The sequence below is a fragment of the Algicola sagamiensis DSM 14643 genome (assembly GCF_000374485.1).
In the GTDB taxonomy this organism is placed as follows: Bacteria; Pseudomonadota; Gammaproteobacteria; order Enterobacterales; family Alteromonadaceae; genus Algicola; species Algicola sagamiensis.
In genome coordinates, this window is sequence record NZ_KB894498.1 from 96,125 (window position 1) to 113,926 (window position 17,802).

The 17,802-nt window shown below is 42.5% G+C and carries 18 protein-coding genes; 8 read left to right on the top strand and 10 right to left on the bottom strand.

Features of this window, described 5'->3' with window-relative positions; all coding sequences use genetic code 11:
- Positions 1–29: 29 nt before the first annotated feature.
- From C505_RS0112675 to trmJ, 4 genes are all read right to left on the bottom strand, one after another.
- A complete protein-coding gene (locus C505_RS0112675) occupies positions 30–1,244 on the bottom strand; it encodes an IscS subfamily cysteine desulfurase (protein ID WP_026317935.1) in 1,215 nt (404 codons plus the stop codon).
- A 46-nt stretch (positions 1,245–1,290) separates the two neighbouring features.
- Positions 1,291–1,782: a Fe-S cluster assembly transcriptional regulator IscR gene (gene iscR, locus C505_RS0112680; protein WP_018692989.1), complete on the bottom strand. Its 492-nt coding sequence runs from the start codon at positions 1,780–1,782 to the stop codon at positions 1,291–1,293.
- A 134-nt stretch (positions 1,783–1,916) separates the two neighbouring features.
- On the bottom strand, positions 1,917–2,726 hold the full coding sequence (cysE, locus tag C505_RS0112685) for a serine O-acetyltransferase (RefSeq protein WP_018692990.1): 810 nt from the start codon (positions 2,724–2,726) through the stop codon (positions 1,917–1,919).
- A gap of 11 nt (positions 2,727–2,737) precedes the next feature.
- A complete protein-coding gene (gene trmJ / locus C505_RS0112690; protein ID WP_018692991.1) occupies positions 2,738–3,460 on the bottom strand; it encodes a tRNA (cytosine(32)/uridine(32)-2'-O)-methyltransferase TrmJ in 723 nt (240 codons plus the stop codon).
- 203 nt (positions 3,461–3,663) lie between these two features.
- Between trmJ and suhB the strand changes: the two genes are divergently transcribed.
- Positions 3,664–4,467, top strand: coding sequence for an inositol-1-monophosphatase (gene suhB / locus C505_RS0112695; protein ID WP_018692992.1), 804 nt, complete (start codon positions 3,664–3,666; stop codon positions 4,465–4,467).
- A 63-nt stretch (positions 4,468–4,530) separates the two neighbouring features.
- Here the strand turns inward: suhB and C505_RS0112700 are convergent, their stop codons facing one another.
- The 4 genes from C505_RS0112700 to C505_RS0112715 all read right to left on the bottom strand — a co-directional run bounded on the left by C505_RS0112700 (position 4,531) and on the right by C505_RS0112715 (position 8,194).
- Positions 4,531–4,851, bottom strand: a complete 321-nt coding sequence (locus C505_RS0112700) for a hypothetical protein (protein WP_018692993.1) — start codon at positions 4,849–4,851, stop codon at positions 4,531–4,533.
- On the bottom strand, positions 4,848–5,345 hold the full coding sequence (locus tag C505_RS0112705) for a hypothetical protein (protein ID WP_018692994.1): 498 nt from the start codon (positions 5,343–5,345) through the stop codon (positions 4,848–4,850). Before C505_RS0112705 ends, C505_RS0112700 begins: the two co-directional genes overlap by 4 nt.
- A 93-nt stretch (positions 5,346–5,438) precedes the next feature.
- Positions 5,439–6,824, bottom strand: a complete 1,386-nt coding sequence (locus C505_RS0112710; protein WP_018692995.1) for a nicotinate phosphoribosyltransferase — start codon at positions 6,822–6,824, stop codon at positions 5,439–5,441.
- A gap of 302 nt (positions 6,825–7,126) precedes the next feature.
- On the bottom strand, positions 7,127–8,194 hold the full coding sequence (locus C505_RS0112715) for a bifunctional nicotinamide-nucleotide adenylyltransferase/Nudix hydroxylase (RefSeq protein WP_018692996.1): 1,068 nt from the start codon (positions 8,192–8,194) through the stop codon (positions 7,127–7,129).
- A gap of 172 nt (positions 8,195–8,366) precedes the next feature.
- Here C505_RS0112715 and C505_RS0112720 point away from each other — a divergent pair, with 172 nt between their 5' ends.
- From C505_RS0112720 to C505_RS0112745, 6 genes are all read left to right on the top strand, one after another.
- Positions 8,367–8,831: a hypothetical protein gene (locus tag C505_RS0112720; RefSeq protein WP_018692997.1), complete on the top strand. Its 465-nt coding sequence runs from the start codon at positions 8,367–8,369 to the stop codon at positions 8,829–8,831.
- Complete coding sequence (locus C505_RS0112725; RefSeq protein WP_018692998.1) at positions 8,818–9,558, top strand: hypothetical protein; 741 nt, start codon at positions 8,818–8,820, stop codon at positions 9,556–9,558. The genes C505_RS0112720 and C505_RS0112725 overlap by 14 nt, the downstream gene beginning before the upstream one ends.
- A gap of 18 nt (positions 9,559–9,576) precedes the next feature.
- Positions 9,577–10,416 carry an AraC family transcriptional regulator gene (locus C505_RS0112730; protein WP_018692999.1) on the top strand — a complete coding sequence of 280 codons (840 nt, stop codon included), beginning with the start codon at positions 9,577–9,579 and terminating at the stop codon, positions 10,414–10,416.
- A gap of 58 nt (positions 10,417–10,474) precedes the next feature.
- On the top strand, positions 10,475–11,200 hold the full coding sequence (locus C505_RS0112735) for an AzlC family ABC transporter permease (protein ID WP_018693000.1): 726 nt from the start codon (positions 10,475–10,477) through the stop codon (positions 11,198–11,200).
- Positions 11,193–11,519 (top strand): AzlD domain-containing protein, encoded by a 327-nt coding sequence (locus tag C505_RS0112740; protein WP_018693001.1) that lies wholly within the window; start codon positions 11,193–11,195, stop codon positions 11,517–11,519. The genes C505_RS0112735 and C505_RS0112740 overlap by 8 nt, the downstream gene beginning before the upstream one ends.
- A gap of 121 nt (positions 11,520–11,640) precedes the next feature.
- Positions 11,641–13,704 (top strand): HAMP domain-containing methyl-accepting chemotaxis protein, encoded by a 2,064-nt coding sequence (locus tag C505_RS0112745; RefSeq protein WP_018693002.1) that lies wholly within the window; start codon positions 11,641–11,643, stop codon positions 13,702–13,704.
- 519 nt (positions 13,705–14,223) lie between these two features.
- Here C505_RS0112745 and C505_RS0112750 read toward each other — a convergent pair.
- The gene (locus tag C505_RS0112750) at positions 14,224–14,577 is read right to left on the bottom strand and encodes an Hpt domain-containing protein (RefSeq protein WP_018693003.1); all 354 of its coding nucleotides are present in this window, start codon (positions 14,575–14,577) and stop codon (positions 14,224–14,226) included.
- 164 nt (positions 14,578–14,741) lie between these two features.
- Complete coding sequence (locus tag C505_RS23730; RefSeq protein WP_018693004.1) at positions 14,742–15,551, bottom strand: Rossmann-fold NAD(P)-binding domain-containing protein; 810 nt, start codon at positions 15,549–15,551, stop codon at positions 14,742–14,744.
- A gap of 106 nt (positions 15,552–15,657) precedes the next feature.
- Here C505_RS23730 and C505_RS0112760 point away from each other — a divergent pair, with 106 nt between their 5' ends.
- The gene (locus C505_RS0112760; RefSeq protein ID WP_026317939.1) at positions 15,658–17,691 is read left to right on the top strand and encodes a methyl-accepting chemotaxis protein; all 2,034 of its coding nucleotides are present in this window, start codon (positions 15,658–15,660) and stop codon (positions 17,689–17,691) included.
- Positions 17,692–17,802 lie beyond the last annotated feature (111 nt).

Here is a 17,802-nt window from a genome sequence, read left to right on the forward strand (position 1 = left end):
TTGAATACCTCTTTGCCCAGATGAGTGGCTTAGTGCGCCACCCACTCCACCTTATCCAAGTCTACACCTTCTTTAAACATATCCCATAGCGGAGACATGTCTCTCAAACGTTCAATCGCACGCTTCACTAAATCGATCGTAAAGTCGACTTCTTCTTCTGTCGTAAAACGACCAATACTGAAACGGATCGAGCTATGTGCTAATTCATCATTCAAACCTAGCGCACGAAGTACGTAGGATGGCTCCAAGCTTGCAGAAGTACAGGCTGAACCAGAAGAAACTGCGATATCTTTCAATGCCATGATCAAAGACTCACCCTCAACAAAATTGAAGCTGACATTTAAAATGCCTGGCACGTGATGTTCGAGTGAGCCATTGACGAAGGTCTGCTCAATGTCTTTGATACCGTTCCAAAGACGATTTCTTAACATCGTAATGCGTTCTAGTTCTTTGTCCATGTCTTCTTTTGCGATACGGAATGCTTCCCCCATCCCTGCAATTTGATGCGTCGCTAATGTACCAGAACGCATACCGCGCTCATGACCACCACCGTGCATTTGTGCTTCAAGACGAATTCTTGGTTTACGACGAACATATAGTGCACCGATACCTTTCGGGCCATACACTTTGTGGCCTGAGAAGGACATCAAATCAACTTTGAGTTCTTGTAAGTCAATTTTGATTTTGCCTGCACTTTGCGCCGCATCAACATGGAAGATAATTTTATTCGCACGACATAGTTCGCCAATCGCAGCAATATCCTGTACGACACCGATTTCGTTATTGACATGCATGATCGATACAAGAACAGTATCTTCGCGAATGCTGTCTTTGAGAGTTTGTATGCTCACAAGGCCATCACTTTCGACATCAAGATAAGTGACTTCAAAACCTTGGCGCTCCATCTCACGACATGTATCCAACACAGCTTTATGCTCTGTACGGACGGTAATAATGTGCTTACCTTTTTTACTGTAGAAATTCGCAGCACCTTTAATCGCAAGGTTGTTTGATTCTGTCGCGCCTGAAGTAAAAACGATCTCTCGAGGGTCGGCATTAATCAGTTCAGCAATTTGGTGACGAGCAACATCTACAGCCTCTTCAGCCTGCCAGCCAAAGCGGTGTGAACGCGATGCGGGGTTCCCGAAGTTCCCCTCCATCGTTAAACATTCAACCATAAGTTCAGCAACGCGCGGATCGACCGGCGCCGTTGCTGCATAATCAAGATAAATTGGTAACTTCATCTCTAACTCCGCAAAAATCAAACCCTATGTACTACAAGCTTCAGCGTTATAGGTGACAGCTCACTTCTATTTGACTGTCGTGCTCAAGCGAATGTATCGCTGTGTTGCGTTCCTGTCTTATACAAACCTCTTGAACATCCTGCCTGTGCATTAGTTCTTCAAGCGAAATGCTATTCAAGAAATTTTCAATACGATGGCTGAGATCACTCCACAAAGTATGGGTCAAGCACTGCACCCCATTTTGGCAATCTCCTTTTCCTTGACATCGCGTCGCATCAATCGATTCATTGACCGCTGCAATAATCTGTCCGACAACTATATCAGACGGAAAACCTGCCAGTTGGTATCCACCACCTGGACCACGAATACTTTTTACCAATCCTTTTTTTCGCAACTTGGCAAATAGCTGCTCAAGATAAGACAGAGAAATCCCCTGCCGTTTAGAAATATCAGCAAGAGGAACAGGCCCAGTGTCATGATGCAACGCGACATCAAGCATCGCTGTCACTGCATAACGGCCCTTTGATGTGAGTTTCATGATGATATTTCCAATGAAGAGGTACTATTGATCATTCTACTTACCTGACTAATTTAGTCAAGTATATATCATACTATTTTAGTCAGATATTTTATGTCTTAGTGTTAAGCGACATAAACACACTTTCAACATCGCTATATCTTCGGATCAAAAGCCATCAACTCTTCGTGTCTTTCTTTTGCAGCTTTTTCTTCTGCTGCTTTGATAGCTTCATCTTCAATCTTGATATCAGGTAATTCTTTCGGACAGACATCACCGCCAAGTTGGTTAATCGCCTGACACATATCACCAACTTTCGTATCAATGCAATGCATATGGTCAAGCATTTGACCAATCACCTGCGCTACTGGATCTGGGTTATCCATACTCACTGCATAAGCATCAAAACCAAATTTCTCCGCAATTTCGGCGCGTTTTTGGTTTTCTTCAGGACCACCCGCAACAATTCGTCCAGGGATACCAACCACTGTTGCACCTTCCGGAATATCCTTCAAAACAACAGCATTGGAGCCAATTCTGACATTATCTTCTATATGTAATGGTCCGAGCACTTTTGCACCCGCACCAATCACCACGCCCTGTCCAAGGGTTGGATGGCGTTTTCCTGCTTTCCAGCTAGTGCCCCCTAAGGTCACACCGTGATAAATTGTACAGTCATCGCCAATTTCCGCGGTTTCACCGATCACAACACCATGACCATGATCGATAAAAAATCGGCGACCAATTTTCGCACCTGGATGGATCTCAACGCCCGTCAACCAGCGTGAAACTGTCGATATAAATCGAGCGAGCCATTTTAAATGATGTTGCCAAAACCAATGGCTTAGACGATGAAACCAAACTGCATGAAGACCAGGATAATTTGTGAATACTTCAAAGGTATTTCTTGCTGCCGGGTCGCGGTCAAAAACACTGGCAATATCTTCACGCATTGATTTAAACATATCGATCTCTCTTATGAGATACGCTTCTGAATGGAGGCGAGGATCCCACGTAAAATATTCAATTCTGTTTCTTCTGGACGCGCACGATTAAACAAGCGTCTCAGTTTCGTCATGACAATACCTGGGTGCTGTTTGATGATAAAACCTGTTTCTTTTAACGTTTCTTCAAGATGCACGTAAAAACGCTCTAAATCATCAACACGAGGATATTGTTCTTTTTCAGCTTCTTGTTGTTCAGCTTCTTGGCTGGCAAGATAAGCCATTCTCACTTCATAAGCTAATGTTTGGACAGCCATGGCTAAATTCAAGGAACTATATTCTGGATTTGCAGGAATACAGACATGAAAGTGACATAATTGAAGTTCTTCGTTCGTGAGTCCACTATTCTCGCGTCCAAAAACTAAAGCAACCGGGTACTGCGACGCTTCCTTTATCATCTTTTGGCCACATTCTCTTGGATCAAGCATTGGCCATGGTAATGTTCTAGATCGGGCACTTGTTCCAACCACTAAACCACAATCCGATATCGCATCTTCAAGCGTTTCGACAATTGTTGCGTTCGCGACGATATCCGTTGCTCCTGCCGCCAATGCGTGGGCCTTCCCATCTGGTTTTTCAACTGGATCGACGAGATACAATTCAGTTAACCCCATGGTCTTCATCGCTCTAGCCGCAGAGCCAATATTACCTGTGTGCGATGTATTGACGAGAACAACTCGGATCTGATTCAACATAATGCCTGACTTCCTACTAAGAACGGCGCAAGATAATACCATAGGCAGCACGAAACTGTTACGAAAAATTGCGCACCAGACTCGAAGTTTTTTGTACAATTTTCATTCCAGCTCTTTACTTTTTGGTGAGACCCGATAGAATACTGCGCGCTTCGAATTTGACCGAAGTGATCTGTAGTTCTTTTTCAAAAAGGTAATACTGTATGCATCCCATGCTGAACATTGCGATACGTGCTGCACGTAACGCAGGAAACGTGATCGCGCGCGCTTTTGAGCATCCTGACAAAATTGAAGCGGTCCAAAAAGGTAACAATGATATTGTCACCAACATCGATAAAGAAGCAGAAACTGCCATTATCGAAACGATTAAAAAATCCTATCCAGATCATGGGTTTGTTGGCGAAGAGTTCGGTCAACAAGGCTCTGCAGAAAGTGATTACCTTTGGATCATTGATCCGCTCGACGGCACGACGAATTTCGTCAAGGGCATTCCACATTTTTCTGTTTCTATCGCATTAAAAGTCAAAGGTAAAATTGAGCACGCTGTCGTTTATGACCCAATGCGTAACGAATTGTTTGCGGCAAGCCGTGGGCAAGGTGCACAACTCAATGGTCGTCGTATTCGTACAAGTAATATGAAAGAGCTTTCTGGTGTTCTCTTAGCAACAGGTTTCCCCCATCGTAGTAAGCACCATACAGAAGCATACCTGAATATCTTCGGTGCACTATTTGTTCATAGCACGGATATCCGTCGCTCGGGCTCTGCTGCTCTCGATCTCGCATACGTTGCTGCTGGCCGCCATGATGGGTTCTGGGAAATTGCATTGAAGCCATGGGATACAGCAGCAGGGATTCTCCTAGTGAAAGAAGCAGGTGGCCTTATTACTGATTTTATCGGTAATGATAACGTTGAGAAGACGGGTAATATTGTTGCGGGTGGTCCAAAAGTTGTCCAAAACATGTTGAAAGAAATGCGCCCTCACCTCACAGAGTCGCTTTCTCGTTAAGCATACTGATGAACATCTTATCGCCCTCTATGCTTTAAGGATAGAGGGTTACTTCTCAAACAGTTACAGAGAAAGTCTCGTTTGACAGGAACGAAGAAGAGATTCTTTTTCCAATTTAGAACGTTGATGAACTTCAGCATCGCAATCTTCAAGATATTCAGCAAGCTTATCGCACCAAACTTCTTGAATATAATCCTTTTGTCTGGACTCAGGCAAGCGCATAATGTTTTCTTTTGCCATTAGAAGCTGATAGGCTTGTTCATGCCGTTTAGCCGTCACTTCACGAACAAGTTGTGTCTTGGTATTTAATTGACAAAGTTGTTTGATCCAACGAAACGAAATCCAGGTGAGTCCAAAAAGTGCGAGTCCTGCAACAACAATCATATTGATCTTCTCTCCATCTCGAGTTTCCATAGCGAATATAGCGTTGACAACATTAAGCCCAAGATCACAACGTCATCAATGGCGGGGATCATAAACCGATATACATCCTGAAACACCATACTTTTGAATGAAAGTTGATTCAATAACTCCACCATTTGCAATAGCATGGAGAATATGCAACACAGTGCTGTAAAGATACAGGGGTAAGTGACTTTTAAATTCAGGTGCTGATGTAATCGAAGCATTAAAAATACAGCGCACACATTGAGCATGCTATATCCGACATACCAGACGAATTGGTAAGCGGAAACATCCCGAAGGATAAAAACTGTGAGTGGCTCACGCGTGACTTCCATCAAGCCGCTTGTGCCCAGTAAAACAAGGCAGACGACGAAGAGTGAGCTGACTTTTTTTTCGATGAGCAGCAGAAGCAATAGGATTGCAAAATAGATATACAACTCATTGATAAAATCAAACATACGAGCAGGACGCATTCCTTCTCAAAAGATAGTGGCATGCTACCAATAAAGAAATAAATTGACAATGATACAAAAGATTTACATAAGGGAGCTTTTCTCCCTCTATGCTTAATTTTTTTCCTTGAGTGCTCTTTCTCGAATCGCTTCAAAAGTGTGCTCAATCAACAATTGGCCATTTCGATAAACGGTTCGAAGTAGATTTTCTCTATCATTTAAATCTTGCTTGCGTATGGTACGGTGGCCTTGGTGTGGATCTTCAATCAAAGCTAGTAAACCCCGTTTACTCCGTTTACCATGATCAGTCACCGGATCTTTATAAACGTCTCTCCAGATCCCATTGACACAAACAGCCGATGCTTTCATCGCCCATTGAAGTGTGTCACGATCTAGCTTTTGTAAAAGCGCGCCACCCATACCAAAAACGACATTATCAGCACTTAAATGTGCTTCCTTCATCGAGTCAAGAATCGCCTGAATACTGTTGTAAGTAATGCCATCCCCTTGGATCACTCGGATACATTCAGGTAATACCCGGTAACCATTCACTAACTCATAGCCGAAAATACCCATCAAACGTTGGATGGTTTCACGAACGACAGTCACAGGATCGCCACTATCAGGACGGATCACCAATGTTCCACCACTTTCTTGAATGGCTTGCTTTAAATCATTACCCCAGATTTGATCGATGGCATACCAGAGGTCGTAGCTATCTGATACAACAGAAACAAGTGCACCTGGCTTTGAGAATTGGCGCAGCATATTTTCATACGCTTCTCGTTCACCATCTTTTCCCCAGGTTGTAATGGTACTATGCTCCGCTGCTGGTACACTATAGCCCGCCATTTCTGCTGAATAGTATCGCCTAGCAGCCATTAAAGCAGACATCGTATCCGTTCCTTGAAAAGACACCAAATGCGCCATACCACCAATACAGCTTGCTTCGAAAGTCGTCGCACCACGTGCGCCAAAATCATGCAGCATAAAGGGAAGTTTATCGAGAGTCGCACATGTTTCCCGCATATTGTCTTGGAGCACTTGCCGAATATGAAAACTCTGAGTTGCGACCGTTGAGGGATACCAAATAGAACGAAGCAAAGCTGTTTCTACATAGCTTGTGAGCCAATAGCACTTCGGGTCTGTATTTCTCACTTGAAGGAGGACATTATGGTTGTCAATTAAACTCCCTTCCGGAACCGCTTCGATTTCAAGAGGAAGATAGCCATCATGATGTTCGAGAATATATTCCCACCCAGCTCTGTTAAACGGCAAACCATGTGCTGTGATGACCTGTTCGCCTTCATCAATATCAGCCTGAGTGATTGGATGACAGAGATATTCTTTTAAAAAAGCCTGCAATCCAAAAAATAGAACCTTATCGAACTTGCCACCACGGGGTTCAATATAACTACTGACCACACTTGTGTGCTCAGGGTATTGCAGATAATGACTCGCTTTATAGCTATCTGCATTGAGAATAATAGATGTTTTCATCGGAAACCCTCCGCTTACAACGAAACAACCGGATCGACTCCCGATTGCTGAATACTGTCGAAAATAAATCGCAACACTTTGTACCTAAAAACAACAAACAAGTAAAGCCTACGTTTATCATCTCGATTTCTAAATAACCTAACCTTCGATTTGTCGCAAAGTGACACGAGCTAAAACAACTCTGAACTCAATCCATGCGTGAGCAGGCGGAGATTTTTTCGTCCAACAAGGCGGAGGGCGCGAAGCATAGTCATACTATGTGAGCAACCAACAACGCAGCGGGACGGAAAAATAGCCTCCTGCTAATGGATGCCTAGCATGTTTTGGATGATAAAGTAATGATCTTCAAAAACCTCTCGCGGATCTAACTCGGACAACGGGATCCATGTCGCTCTTTGTGCATCATCTCCTCCTCTGACTGACGGTAGTTGTTCATCTGCTGCCAATTCAATAAAGAATGCATGCGTGATCCTTCGGCCACAGGTGCTGCGATGAGGTGCGTCAAATACACGTTGGTGTTTAATACCCCCCTTTAATACTGGATACGGTTTCTTCAAACGCGTTTCTTCTTTGAGTTCTCGCAAGCAGGCTTCTTCCAATGTTTCATCATCGCGAATAAATCCTCCCGGCAATGCCAGTTGCCCTTTCCCAGGAAAGTGCTTCCGTCTTACCATGAGCAAATGCCCAGATTGAACAACAATGGCATCCACTGTGATGAATATGGGGGGATATGGTACGTCTTTCCATTGTTTGAGGTAATTCTGGATCTGTTCAAACTCGACATACAAATCTTGATACGTTTGTGTTTGTTGGAATGCCTGAACTTTTTCGATGATTCGTTCTGGAATAAAAGTCGCGATCTCAGACTTTGAAAAAGGCAGTGTTTGATCGAAAAGTGCATGTCGGATCTGCGTGCTATTTAGTACTTTTTCCTGGTTTGTTTTGAATGCAGCCACATCCACGCTATACCATTGGGGGAAAAGCTTGAGGTAATAACTACTGCTATCTTTTCTGTGCCCAATCAGCGCAATTTTTGCAGTCGCAATTTCTGTATGATGTTGCACAACATGTTTCTGAACAAGGCGTTGGACATTCATGACCCATTGTTGATCATTGTAAAGTATATCGGTGAGTGGGGATAATAGAACACGTTGATTCTCTTCTTCCGTCAATCCTAAGCGCAGCATTTGCACACGTTCTTCGTAGGTAAACGGGTTCCGTGTCGTTCTGGGTTGGTGACTGGAACCGAGGAGTACAATCACGAAATTAGCGCATTTTAGCCCTTCTCGGATGATAGAAAGATGCCCCAAATGTGGCGGTTGCAATCGACCAATAAAGACCGAAAAGTCATACTTATCTGGATGTTGCATAGACAAAAAACCCTTTTGTCGAGATATGGTCAACCCCATACCTTTGATTGATTACAGCCTGAAGGATTTTCATCAAAAGTCAACCACTTTGCGTCAACCTCACACTTTTCATATGTGCTTTCTCATGCACAGTTTCTCATTTATACTCATGTCCAGAAAACAAGAAATATTCATGATGCTCTCAGTCACCGACTTCAAACCAATACGGCTCATCTGGATTGCGTATATTCTCCCAATATATGCGATCGTAATTTCGTTAGATCTTTCTGACGTACTTTCTGGTTCACTGTTTCAAGCTTTTACTACTTATGACTATGTTTCATTATGCATTCAATATATCGGCTTTTTGGGTGTGATCTGTTATATCTTCGGTATCCGTTTTGCTGTTCCACTTTTTTGGAAGTTGATCTTCTTGATTGATGTCATTGACACCCTCTACCATGAATATAATGATTGGATGGCACTTGTCAGTAATCAAACAACATTGACTGAACTATTAGAAAATTTAGGGTTATCAATTATGATCCACGGTTACTATGTTCTGCTTTGGATCTATGCATTTGAATCTCATGCCATTTGGCAAAAAACAATTCTCAGTGAATCATCTTTAGAAGACAACGATCATGAAGTGTCCTAAATGCCAGTTTGAACAACCCGATCATAGCGAAAAATGTCCATCTTGCGGGATCTACTTCGCCAAGTACTTTCAGCACTTCCCTCAGCAATCTAATGATGAAGAAGATGAGTGGGAGAATGAATTCGATGACGAACCACTACACTGGTGGGAGCGGTTTTTATATCCAGGCGAAAGCCATGATACCTTGATTTTTTATATCCGTATCGGGATCTTAGTCATCATGGTTCTTTGGGGGTTTTCATTTATCCTTGATTCTCCAAGTAAAGGTGGTGCGAGTGCTTCATTTCTTCATAACATCAACCTTCCATTTCATGAAGCTGGACATATCGTATTTCGTCCTTTTGGTCAGTTTATGACTTCTCTCGGCGGGACTTTAGGTCAACTCCTCATACCATTCCTATGCCTTGCAACATTCTCCTTTAAATACTTAGACAATCATTCCGCTACCGTCTGCCTTTGGTGGTTTGGACAAAACTTTATTGACATCGCCCCTTATATTAACGATGCTCGTGCAGGTCAGTTGCCCTTATTGGGAGGGAACTTCGGCCACTCTTCTCCTTATGGTTTTCACGACTGGGAGTACATCCTGACGGAGAGCGGTTTGATTGCATACGACCAAGGAATCGCAATAGGCTCCCATTTTTTTGGTGCAATCATCATGATTCTTGCGATGATCTGGGCTGGCATTCTTTTATACAAACAATACCAATGGTTTCAAACACATTGATAAAGATGAAGTTGTAGTATGATGCAGAAAAAGACTGGAAATCTTGCACAATATGATTTTATTGATGCCCTGGGCGGGATGGAAATGGTCAATGCCTCCTTTGAGACACAAACTTTCTCCAGGCATGTACATGAAGGCTACACAATCGGACTTATCGAGAAGGGGGCACAGCGATTTTATCGCAGTGGCGATCATCATATCGCCCCTTCTGGTAGTATCATTTTAGTCAACGCTGATGATGTACATGATGGAGAAAAAGCAACAGAAAACGGCTGGTCTTATCGTGCACTGTATCCATTGCCTGAAATGTTTCAACACATTTCAAAAGATATTTATCAAGGAAAAGACTATACACCTTACTTTCAAGAATCCGTGCTCACCATTCCATCCCTATCATTTCAATTAGAGCAGCTGTTTTTTCTCATTGAACAAGGTGAAACACAACTTCAATTACAGAGTGCTTTATACGCATTGATTGCAGATTTATTATATCAGGCAACACACCAAGACTACCCAACGACTTATTCGAAAAATCAAACAACACTTTTGCGAGTCAGGGAGTATATCCTCTCTTATCCACAAACTGAATTATCCCTCTTAGAGCTTGCGAATATGGCCCATCTCAGCCAGTATCATTTTTTACGCCAATTTAAGAAGACATTTGGACTCACACCACATCAATTTCAAATCCAAACACGCCTTAAAATGGCAAAAGGCCTTCTAAAAACTGGTTTATCACCAGCTCAAGTTGCTGTTGATTGTGGATTTCATGATCAAAGCCATCTTACGCGGCATTTTAAGAAGTCCACCGGTACAACACCGAAGCAATTTATGAGAAACAGCAATATTCTCCTATAAACGATCAATGAAAAATTTTACGCTTACTCCTTTCTATTTCTGAGATTGGAGTCTTGTTGTGTCTCAAACTCAATTGATTGAGCCTTATCCACACACTGCAAAATACACTGTGTGGAAAGGCTTTTTGGATATGCTTCCTTTATCCATTGCAGTCCTCCCATGGGGCGTTCTCTGTGGCTCACTGGCAATAGATATCGGCCTCACCCCCTGGCAAGCACAATGTATGTCGCTTTTTGTATTCGCAGGTGCTGCGCAGCTTGCAAGCTTTACCCTGTTGGCAAATGGAAGTCCCTTTATCACCATCTACTCTTCCACAACCGTGATTTGTTCCAGGCATTTACTCTATAGTGCTGTGATGAGAGATCATGTTCGGCAAATGCCGTGGTTTACTCGAAGTGTTTTCGCATTTTTTCTCACCGATGAAATGTTTGTCATCACAACAGCATATCTCGAAAAGCATGCTCAATTTAATCTTACCTATTCTCTATTTTCCGGGTTTTCTTTTTACGTTTTCTGGAATATTGCAACCTGTGTAGGCATATTTGCGGGACAACACATACAGGGACTAGAAAACTTAGGCCTTGAGTTTGCCGTCGCTGCGACATTTTTAGCACTTGTGATCCCGACTATCCGCTCTCACGCAACAGCATGTGCTGTTCTCGCAAGTGGTGCAGCCGTTTTATTTCTGGAGCCACTTTTTCAAGACTTAACCATGATCATCGCAACACTGATTGGCATGTTTGTGGGCTACTTGATGCATCAGGAGGAAGCTATAAATGAATAATGTCTGGATCATGATTGTTGTGATGGCTTTAATTACCTTTTTCTGTCGATATAGCTTTTTCATGAAAGTCATTGATATTCAGTTAAGCAAAAAAGTTCAAACCGCTTTGAAATACACAGCACCTGCAGTCTTAACAACCATGTGGGTACCGATTGTTTTTCAGGTGAAGCATAGTGAAACTCTGATTGATGTGATCCATAACCCATTTTTCTATGCGGGCATACTCACCATCATCTTAAGTCTCAAGCTCAAGAATACGCTGCTTGTCATTGCACTCAGCATGACATCCTTTGTCGGCTTGAAATGGCTAATGGGATAACAGCAAAAGTGGGTCAAATTTGATCCAAAGGGGCTTGCCCCCTACTATAAATATCAACCAGATCAAAAAGGGGATGTCCAATGCGCCCCTTATTGCATGTCCAAGGCAGGTTGATTAATTTATGAAGCTGACCGTCGCCCAGAAAGTTATTTTTGGCTTTGTGCTCATAATTATTTTTCTGATTGCGTCGAGTATCAGCGTCAACTTTAATTTGAATCAAATTGCGCAAGCAACCACACAAATTGAAGAAAGTGCACTTCCCATCGAGCAAGCGAGTAATCATCTGCAAATTGCTTTGCTCAAACAGGCAAAGCTAACCACAATTGCATTTAATGACGATACACTCTCAAAATTACAGGCAAATCAAGCAACCTTCCAGCAGGCACAACAACACTATGAAAGCGCTCTTTCAGACCTCAATGCACTCATCAAAGAAGCGAGCAAAAATACGACCTCTGCACAAGCATCAGAATTTTCGTCTGCTCTAACTGATTCACAAAAGCATTACAATGATTATCGAACAGCAGTTGATGCCATGTTCCGATCACGCAAACAATATTTTGAAACAAAAGTCGACCTCGACAAGATGTATGAAGCACTCGAAGGCGGTATTGATGAAGCAGGAGCATTGTTGCTCGAACTAACCTATCTGGAAAGCAGCGAGAACCAAGAAACATTAGAATTAATTTCTGGTGCAGCCAGCCGCTTGGATGGTCAATTTCTTGCTCTGTTTAATACCACAAAAGAGATCTATACAACGCAATCACAACAAACATTATCGGATGCAAAAGACAGCTTAGAATTTGCACTTGGTGACCTCAAAAACAATTTAGATTTCTTAAGTCGGTTGATTACAGATATCCCCCAAGCACAAACCATTTGGGGGGACTTCATCAAACAATATGAACAGCTCAAATCGCAATTTGAAGCAGAAAATAACATTGTTGATCTCAAAGATAGAATCTTAAAAAGCACAGATGACTCTTGGAAAAAATTAAAAGCATCAGAACAAGCTGTCAGCCTTTCAGTTACCGCATTAGATAAATTGATAGAAAAGGTCAAGCAACATTTTCATTCGTTACAAGATGCTGTGATGCATTCAATAGAACGCGGTCAGTGGGTGAACGTCATTCTGACCCTGATTTTAACCATTGTTGCAGCACTCATTGCATTTGTGACTGTGATATCCATGAGCAGACCTCTTGCCTCCATCAACACTGTCCTTAAAAATCTTGCCAAGGGGGATCTGACACAACACCTGCAAATCAACAGAGAAGACGAATTTGGTAAACTCGCAACCAATGTCAATCAGGTAACGGATGATTTGCATCACTTGATACAGGCACTTGCCAAAAAAGCTGAAGCACTTGTTTCAAATGCTGAATATTCAGCCACGGAAGTTTCCGGCATTCAAAATAAACTGGAGCAGCAAAAAGCCCAACTCTTTGATGTGACAGAAGTCGCACATCAAGTGAAAGATTCAGCCACAGTTGTTGACGATCAGGCTCATGCTGCAGTCGATCAAATGTCTTCTGCATTAGAAGAAGGCGAGCAAATGGGACAAATTGCCATACAGAATAAAGAAAGAACGGGTCAACTGACCGAACAACTCAAACAAGCAACAGGGATCATGAGTACACTTCAGGAGGAGTCAGAAAATATTGGTAGTATTCTCGATACCATTCGAGGTATCGCGGAACAAACAAATTTACTCGCACTCAATGCTGCTATCGAAGCAGCCAGAGCAGGCGAACAAGGAAGGGGTTTTGCAGTTGTCGCTGATGAAGTTCGCTCGTTGGCGGCAAGAACACAACAGTCTACGGCAGAAATCCAATCCATGATACAAACACTACAAACAGAAACCGTTAAAGCAGTAGAGGCGATCCGCGCAGGTCAAAAAACAGCAATGGATTGTGCCGATCAAACGCATGTCCTCAATCAATCGATTCTTGCAATCACAGATGCTGTCAAACTCATTAGTAAGACAGGAAAAACAATCGCAGAATCAGCAGGTACACAACACCAATTGGCAGAGCGAATTAACGATAGTATTGAACAAGCACTATCCATTTCCGAACAAAACGCTTCTAAAGCCGCTTCAACACACGAATATAGCCAACAAGTCAGTCAACTCTCCAATCAACTCGCAGTCTCAACACAAAAGTTCAAAACTGATCGGTCATAAGCCCTCAGTCATGAAGTCCCTTAGCAATGAAAGCACACTGCTTTTTCTAGAGTCGATAATTTCGTTGATAACTATCACAGTGAGCTTTTACTGAGGGTACCCTAAAACGGCTGTTATCATGAACGATTGAAAAAAAGCCAAGGAGGATGAATCGATCACCGAGACAATCCATCCTCCAAGGTGGCAGGATATTGTGAGTATTGCGTCCATTCTTCAATTATTGTTCTTACTTGGGGTAATTGGGTCAGGGACATGATGGCAAAAGTACTCATCATTAACTTTATGAAGTTATGATAAATCGCTGATAATCTACCTGATATTAATGATTTAGGATTATATAATAAATTTAGAATGCTTCTATCACAAATTTGTATGGCTACTTTTATCACCATCTTTTATGAGTAAAAATCATACCGGTTATGAATTGATTCGTTTAAAAATAAATCGCAGATTCGCTCCTCAATTCAACGATTGATAACCACATGAAACACTGGAATGAAAAACGATGGAATTTAAACATCAAGATTGGGAGCTAATCAACACTCTCGCTTCCGCTAAAGCTTGGATCAATTGCTTCTCATAATCATCCATCAATGACTCCGCAACTTGAGGTTCTTCCTGCTTGAGCGCATTTTGCATTTCTTTTGCAGTCTCTCCCAATTGAGTGATCCCCAATGTTGAAGCAACACCTTTCATGGTATGAGCAACCTGTAGCGCATCTTGGTAGGATTGATTTTGGAAGTGCGCTCTCAATTGTGTCGCTGACTCTTCATATTGATTCACAAAAGTAGTCAATAACTGGATATAAAGACTTTGGCTGTTCGCAGCAAGTTGTATCCCTCTGTCTACATCAATGATAGGGGGCTGGCTCATAGTGACTTTCCTTCATACGATGATTAATTAGGCGCACTTGTTTGAGCATAGCCCATTATTAAAGAAGAGTACCTTGATCAGATCCGCATTATTTTACCCAACCGAAAAATAAATACGAAATCAAACTCAAGGTAAATTTTGTGCCTACAGGCCTTGAAGAACCTTCATTGCTGCTGAAAATCCATCAATTGCTCGAATGTACAGCAAGTATAATTGAAACCCGTCATGGTAATTCGATCACCTGATACACGCCGCCCTAGAGAAGTATCCGCCATCATAAACTCCGGCGGCTCTAGTTGCAGTAACATTGCTGATTTTGTATAAAACAATTTTCGAGTACATCTCAATGGTGACACTAAGTTAAATGTCCCTGAAAGCTCCGTTTGTATACAATGAATGATTGCCTGGATCACATCATACTGATGAACCAGATTCACCGGATGTGCAGCACCTTTGAGTGCCCGCTTGCCTGCTAAAAACCGCCCAGGAACTCGGTCAGCACCAACCAAGCCCCCCAACCGGAGAATGGTCAGCCTCAGAAAGTTTTGTGCTTGAGTCAGTTGTTCTGCTTCATAGAGTATTGAAGATTTTTGTGAGCCGCATGGCAGTGTCGTCATTTCATCACAGTCTCCTTCTATTCCTTCATAAATTCCCGTTGAATTACAGAAGATCAGATGCGTTTTCTGTGAAAGTAATCGTTGGTACAGCGCCTTTAATTTCTCAATGTAGCGCGTACCTGTCGGCTCCTTTTTCAGCCCAGGTGGGATACAAACAACGATGACATCAAATGAAGATAAATTCACGTGACAACTCGCATTTGGAAGGCATAACTGAAGCCCATTCAATGAAGTAGGCAGACTTTCTACACCCGCCTGCGTTGTTTTCGTCACTGTGACGGAAAACCCAAGTGCTGATAAATCTTCACCTAAAGGAAGACCTAACCAGCCACCACCAACAATTAAAATTGATTTCATAATTTTTATACAATAATTTCAATAAGATACACTTTATTGAGGTTTGCAATCCTTCATCAGCTATGGTTTGATGGAATTTTTGAACGAAATTCTCAGGGACACTTTGATGAAAGCCGTATCCTCCTTAAGACGTAAAATTCTAATCAATGTTGGTGGTACTGTCTCTATTCTTTTACTCATCTGCGCTTTCTTTTTGATTCAATTGATTGCCTCTCAAAGCAGAGTTCGTGTGGACCTTGATGTCCGAACACTGATGAAGTCAGAAGCAGAAAGCGTAAAAAGTTACTTTACTCAATACGCAGCAATCGCACAAACTTACCTAAAAGCACCACAATTTCAGGCATGGTTTCAGCAACAAAATATACGCGGAAAAGATTACCATGCCTCGCCTGGCTACCAAGCAATTAATGCTACGTTTGTAAAAATATCTGAGCAAGATCCCAATATTTTATCTGCATTCTTTGCCAGTGCATTGACGGGAGAATACTTTCGAGAAAACGAGATCACTGGCGAACCAACACCAGATACACCAAACGCGTCTCCTTACGACGCGAGAACAAGAGCCTGGTATCAAGAAGCCACCCAATACACACATCCAACACTTGCACCTCCCTCTCCTGATCTCACGACAGGGATTATTTCCAGCGCACTGATGTTGCCTGTCAAAGACCGTTATGGGAAGTTGATTGGTATTGGCGGACTTGATTTGGATCTCAATCAAATCGGACAACGAATTGATCGGATTCAATATCAAGGATATGGCTATACCATCCTCGTTGATCAGCATCAAAATATTGTTCACTTTCCACAAGAAATAGGCGTACAGCTTGCAGAAAAACATGGACAATTGAATCAGCTGATACACACAAAAGGCATGGCTGGTTTTGAGAAACTCAATTTCGATCAGATATCTAAAGGTGAAAACATATCGACTCAAAGTCCAACTGTGTCTATCAACGACATTCCCTATCAGGTTTTTACACAGCGCTTGCAACAAGAATTTCCAGAAATGAACTGGCAACTGGTTTTTCTATTACCACAATCGGTGATCCATGAACCAGTCTGGGATGCAACATGGGCCGCAATACTCACCTCATTCACAATTGTGATCGCTCTCCTCTCTGTGATGACATTGGGAACACGAAAGGTCACACGGCCTATTCACCACCTCCGTGCTGCAATGCGAAATGTTGCCCAAGGGGAAGGCGACTTAACACAAAGTATCGATATTCATTCCCGAGATGAAGTCGGCGCTCTCGCTGAATATTTTAATCAATTTGTGCAAAAGCTAAGACAAGTTCTGATACACGTTGCTGAGCAATCCCATAAAGTCACCTCATCTTCCGGCACACTCGACCAACTTTCCACTGCTACTTCTAGAGAAATTCAAGACCAGAAGACACAGTTGGAGAGTGTGACCACGGCTGTCGCAGAAATGACATCAACGATTCAAGAGATATCATTGAACGCACATCAAGCCAGTCATGCAGCAGATGACGCCGAATCTCAAACACAATCCGGATTTGTGCGTTCAGAAAATGCAATGCAGCAGATGATCCAGTTAGAGGGTTCCATGGCGCAGGCAGCCACAGTCGTTGCTGGATTAGAAAAAGAGTCAGAGAATATTGGTGCTGTTGTAGATGTTATTAACACAATTGCTGATCAAACAAATCTGCTCGCCCTCAATGCAGCAATTGAGGCAGCCAGAGCCGGTGAACAAGGCCGTGGCTTTGCTGTTGTCGCTGGTGAAGTCAGAGAATTAGCCAGCAGGACACAAGAATCAACAAATGATATCCGTCAAATGATTGAGCAACTTCGATGTATCTCAAAAGAAGCTTCCGAAGTCATGTTAGAAGGCCAAACACTCACACATGAAGGCGTTCAACTGACCCAAAACGTACAATCATCACTTCAGGCGATCAATGCAGCAATTACAACTGTGAAAGAGCAGAACCATCAGATTGCAGTTGCAACAGAACAACAAAGTGTCGTTGCAGAGTCAATCAATGAGTCTCTCCATGCGATCCAGGATCACGTCGAGAATACGACACAACGCTCACGAGCTCTTGAAACTGAGTCAAAGAAAATGCATGAAACCTCGCACGAGTTACATGCACTTCTCATGCAATTTAAAACATAAACGGATAGAGAGCTTGTTGACCACACTTGTTGGTCACAGAAGAACTGTCCGGCCTTTAGTAAGCATGATGTCTATACAAGGTCAATTCATATGAAGAGGGACAATCATGTC

Excerpts from the sequence above, each read along its gene's own strand:
- cysE (WP_018692990.1), bottom strand. The coding sequence starts at position 2,726 with ATGTTTAAATCAATGCGTGAAGATATTGCCAGTGTTTTTGACCGCGAC.
- trmJ (WP_018692991.1), bottom strand. The coding sequence starts at position 3,460 with ATGTTGAATCAGATCCGAGTTGTTCTCGTCAATACATCGCACACAGGT.
- C505_RS0112710 (WP_018692995.1), bottom strand. The coding sequence starts at position 6,824 with ATGAAAACATCTATTATTCTCAATGCAGATAGCTATAAAGCGAGTCAT.
- C505_RS0112720 (WP_018692997.1), top strand. The coding sequence starts at position 8,367 with ATGATGCTCTCAGTCACCGACTTCAAACCAATACGGCTCATCTGGATT.
- iscR (WP_018692989.1), bottom strand. The coding sequence starts at position 1,782 with ATGAAACTCACATCAAAGGGCCGTTATGCAGTGACAGCGATGCTTGAT.
- C505_RS23730 (WP_018693004.1), bottom strand. The coding sequence starts at position 15,551 with ATGAAATCAATTTTAATTGTTGGTGGTGGCTGGTTAGGTCTTCCTTTA.
- C505_RS0112675 (WP_026317935.1), bottom strand. The coding sequence starts at position 1,244 with ATGAAGTTACCAATTTATCTTGATTATGCAGCAACGGCGCCGGTCGAT.
- suhB (WP_018692992.1), top strand. The coding sequence starts at position 3,664 with ATGCATCCCATGCTGAACATTGCGATACGTGCTGCACGTAACGCAGGA.
- C505_RS0112745 (WP_018693002.1), top strand. The coding sequence starts at position 11,641 with ATGAAGCTGACCGTCGCCCAGAAAGTTATTTTTGGCTTTGTGCTCATA.
- C505_RS0112730 (WP_018692999.1), top strand. The coding sequence starts at position 9,577 with ATGATGCAGAAAAAGACTGGAAATCTTGCACAATATGATTTTATTGAT.
- C505_RS0112705 (WP_018692994.1), bottom strand. The coding sequence starts at position 5,345 with ATGCGTCCTGCTCGTATGTTTGATTTTATCAATGAGTTGTATATCTAT.
- C505_RS0112715 (WP_018692996.1), bottom strand. The coding sequence starts at position 8,194 with ATGCAACATCCAGATAAGTATGACTTTTCGGTCTTTATTGGTCGATTG.
- C505_RS0112740 (WP_018693001.1), top strand. The coding sequence starts at position 11,193 with ATGAATAATGTCTGGATCATGATTGTTGTGATGGCTTTAATTACCTTT.
- C505_RS0112760 (WP_026317939.1), top strand. The coding sequence starts at position 15,658 with ATGAAAGCCGTATCCTCCTTAAGACGTAAAATTCTAATCAATGTTGGT.
- C505_RS0112750 (WP_018693003.1), bottom strand. The coding sequence starts at position 14,577 with ATGAGCCAGCCCCCTATCATTGATGTAGACAGAGGGATACAACTTGCT.
- C505_RS0112725 (WP_018692998.1), top strand. The coding sequence starts at position 8,818 with ATGAAGTGTCCTAAATGCCAGTTTGAACAACCCGATCATAGCGAAAAA.
- C505_RS0112700 (WP_018692993.1), bottom strand. The coding sequence starts at position 4,851 with ATGATTGTTGTTGCAGGACTCGCACTTTTTGGACTCACCTGGATTTCG.